The following is a 1,884-nucleotide window of genomic DNA, read 5'->3' on the forward strand; positions in this document are numbered from 1 at the left end:
ACGTTACCCAACATTTTGACAAAATATTAATGTTTAGTCAAAATAAGCGATAATGACTAAAAAAAGGTTTGCGCGAATGGACATTACTAAGACGCAACCATTGTTGAAAATAAACATCCTTAAAGTTCTAATTAGATTACAACCGAATGAAATATTCAATCCATATTTTACTATTGATATTATTGTTTGCATACCCTAAAACTCTCATAGGTCAAGATAGTCCCAAAAGTAAATATAGCATACAATTTAATCTAGGCCTTTCAAGAACGTTGCATTACAACCAACCGGTCAACCAGAATCGCTGTATTGAAGGTTGCTTTCCCGAAGAGCAAAAACCAAAAAATACACCAAATGGCTCTCTAAATCTTTATCGAGAATTAAATCAAAAAAATAGTTTGAAGATAGGACTAGGCGCTTCTAGTTATAGGTATTGGGAAACAGGACTTACTGGAGATGGTGGTGGCACTTTCTCCCCCTATGAACTTACTAAGCGATGGAGCTTTTATGGTGTTTCTATTGGTTATAGGTATATTTTTAATCCAGAAAAAAAAGTTAGGTTTTTTATAGAAAACGATTTTATCTATGAAATTCCGACAGAAGATTATCCCTTACTTAAAAGTGGATTAGCCATACAGCCCAAAATCGGAGCCATTTTAAGCATCAATAGTAATTGGAGCATTCTTGCCGAAGGGTTCTACAAATCAGCACTAACCACATATAGTGACAAAGATTTTGGAAAAGACTACAAACCTTATGCTTACGGAATACAATTAGGGATTAATCTAAAAATATGAATCCGGTTTACCTGAATAAGATTACGCAAAAAAACGTTGGGTAACACAACCTAAACGTAATGCGGACTTTAGGGCAAAATCGAATGGTCTACGTACATTTATAAAGTCGCTAAATCTTATGGATTTAACTTTGGAACAAAAAAACAAAAAGCAAAAGCTTTAGCTTCGTGCGCAGACGGAAACTCAACGTTTCCTTGCCTCCGCACTACGCTTAGCCGCACCGTTACCCAACATTTGGAAAAAATGAACAGACCACACATAATGCTTAATTGTCCAGATGAATTTCCAGATGAATTGGTTGAAAAAATCACGTATGAAATCAAAGCTGACAAATTGAATTTACAGGTAAATAAAATACCTAACGAACCATTTGCAGCTATTGAATGGACTATTCCTGGAATTATAGCAATATTCGTTGCTCAAAGTTATTTTGGTGGATTTTTATCAGAATTCGGAAAAGACCATTACGAAACACTTAAAAAGTGGCTGAAACGAAACGCTATTGATAGTAGAAAAATAAATGTTAGGACTCTAACTGCTGATATTTCGACAAATAAAATTGACAAAACCAATACTCAATCTAAAGCTTTTTCAATATACATTCAAACAGCAGACAACAGAAATTTAAAATTGCTATTTGACTTAAATTTATCTGATTCGACTTGGGAATCGTCAATAGACAAAATAATTGAATTAGCTTATGATAACTCAAAAAATTACCCGAATGATAAGCTGACCGAAAAACTGGTTGAATTAGACAAAGACACTCGTAACATTTATGCCATTATTGACACAAAAAGTGAAGAATGGGAATTTTTAGATGGGAGAAAATTGGCTTTAAAAATAAAGAATAAAAACGTTGGTTAATAAATGAATCCTGAATTAAAATCGCTACTTGCAAAAGGATTTAAATACTTTTATGCTGTTGCCTTGTTTACTTTTTTTATATCAATTTTGATGTTGATAGCAAGGTTAGGTATGAAAAAAGAAATTGATTGGAATGGAGTACTAATTCTATATGGAATATTAATTCCTGCCTTATTTATTTTTAAATTAATTAGTAACAAACTGAAAGAAAAAAACGTTGGGT

General features: G+C 32.6%; 3 protein-coding genes. All 3 read left to right on the top strand.

The annotated features are described in order from the left end of the window. Nucleotides 1-146: 146 nt before the first annotated feature. The gene (locus tag AC1EUY_RS15980; protein ID WP_480196551.1) at nucleotides 147-794 is read left to right on the top strand and encodes a hypothetical protein; all 648 of its coding nucleotides are present in this window, start codon (nucleotides 147-149) and stop codon (nucleotides 792-794) included. A 243-nt stretch (nucleotides 795-1,037) separates the two neighbouring features. Then, nucleotides 1,038-1,661: a hypothetical protein gene (locus tag AC1EUY_RS15985; protein ID WP_480196552.1), complete on the top strand. Its 624-nt coding sequence runs from the start codon at nucleotides 1,038-1,040 to the stop codon at nucleotides 1,659-1,661. A 3-nt stretch (nucleotides 1,662-1,664) separates the two neighbouring features. Beyond that, nucleotides 1,665-1,884: hypothetical protein (locus tag AC1EUY_RS15990; protein WP_480196553.1), on the top strand; the 220-nt coding region annotated here is incomplete at its 3' end.

The organism is Maritimimonas sp. 2210JD6-3, from assembly GCF_056591795.1.